The sequence below is a fragment of the Falsihalocynthiibacter sp. BN13B15 genome, from assembly GCF_041205415.1.
Taxonomy (GTDB): Bacteria; Pseudomonadota; Alphaproteobacteria; order Rhodobacterales; family Rhodobacteraceae; genus Falsihalocynthiibacter; species Falsihalocynthiibacter arcticus.
Map to the genome: position 1 here is coordinate 1 of NZ_JBGFCE010000064.1, position 959 is coordinate 959.

At 51.8% G+C, this 959-nt stretch carries 2 protein-coding genes; both read left to right on the forward strand.

Annotated elements, in window-relative coordinates; genetic code table 11:
• Positions 1-366, forward strand: a 366-nt coding sequence (locus AB9F26_RS22145) for a class I SAM-dependent methyltransferase (RefSeq protein WP_369769117.1), incomplete at its 5' end; no start/stop codon positions are given.
• Positions 359-853, forward strand: a complete 495-nt coding sequence (locus tag AB9F26_RS22150) for a hypothetical protein (RefSeq protein WP_369756722.1) — start codon at positions 359-361, stop codon at positions 851-853. The genes AB9F26_RS22145 and AB9F26_RS22150, both read left to right, overlap by 8 nt.
• Positions 854-959 lie beyond the last annotated feature (106 nt).

The window sequence follows — 959 nt, forward strand, 5'->3', positions numbered from 1 at the left end:
GAAGGCGGGCGTGTCGTATTACAGGCGATCACCGTCAAAGACAGTTTTTTTGAGACCTACAAAACCTCGTCCGAATATATCCGCCAGTATGCATTTCCCGGGGGCATTTTGCTATCCGACAGGGTGATTTCCCAACAGGCCAAAAACGTTGGCCTTGAGGTCCGAGACAGTTTCGCCTTTGGCCAGGACTATGCCAAGACCTGTAGAATTTGGTCAGAAAGCCTGGTTTCGCAGAATTGCAAAATCACCGAACTGGGGTATGGTGACTCTTTCTTTCGAAACTGGCAGTATTGCATGGAAATTTGCGCGGCCTCGTTTGCCGTTAGCCATACAAATGTGGTGCAAGTGGAGCTGGCGCATGCTTAGGGCTCTTGTGATCCTTGTTGTTTTGGCGGTTCCGACATTTTTGCAGGCGTCGACAGTGAAAACCGTTCTTTCAACGCTGCAAGTTCGCGGTGAGGCGACTCTTCGGTTCATGGGATTCCCGCTCTATCAAGCCCGTCTTTACACAACAGACGGTGCGCCGCTGGATTGGAGCCAAGATTTCGCAATCGAGCTGAATTATCTTCGCAATCTGACCAAGAAAGATCTGGTTGAATCAACCCTTAAAGAGCTGGACCGTTTGGGGCACCCGTTGCCGCTGCGCGAGCAGCTTGGCCAGTGCTTTGATGATGTCAGCAAAGGGGATCAGTATCTGGCAGTGTCGCGTGGGCAGGACCAGATCGGGTTCTGGCGCAATGGCATGCGTGTGTGCACCCTTACGCACCCTCAGCTCAAGCAACAATTTATGGCCATTTTTGTTGGCCAAAACACCCGGTCCAAGGCCTTTACCCGCAAGTTAAAAGGTGAATGATGGTTTACCCGCGCGTCAGCCTTTACGCATTGATGCTGGCCGCGGCTGGCATCCCTCTGTACATCCATTTACCACGGTTTGCGTCGATCAATCTTGGTATCGGATT

Bases quoted from the DNA above. Each gene is read 5' to 3' on its own strand.
- AB9F26_RS22150 (WP_369756722.1), top strand. From the start codon at position 359: ATGCTTAGGGCTCTTGTGATCCTTGTTGTTTTGGCGGTTCCGACATTT.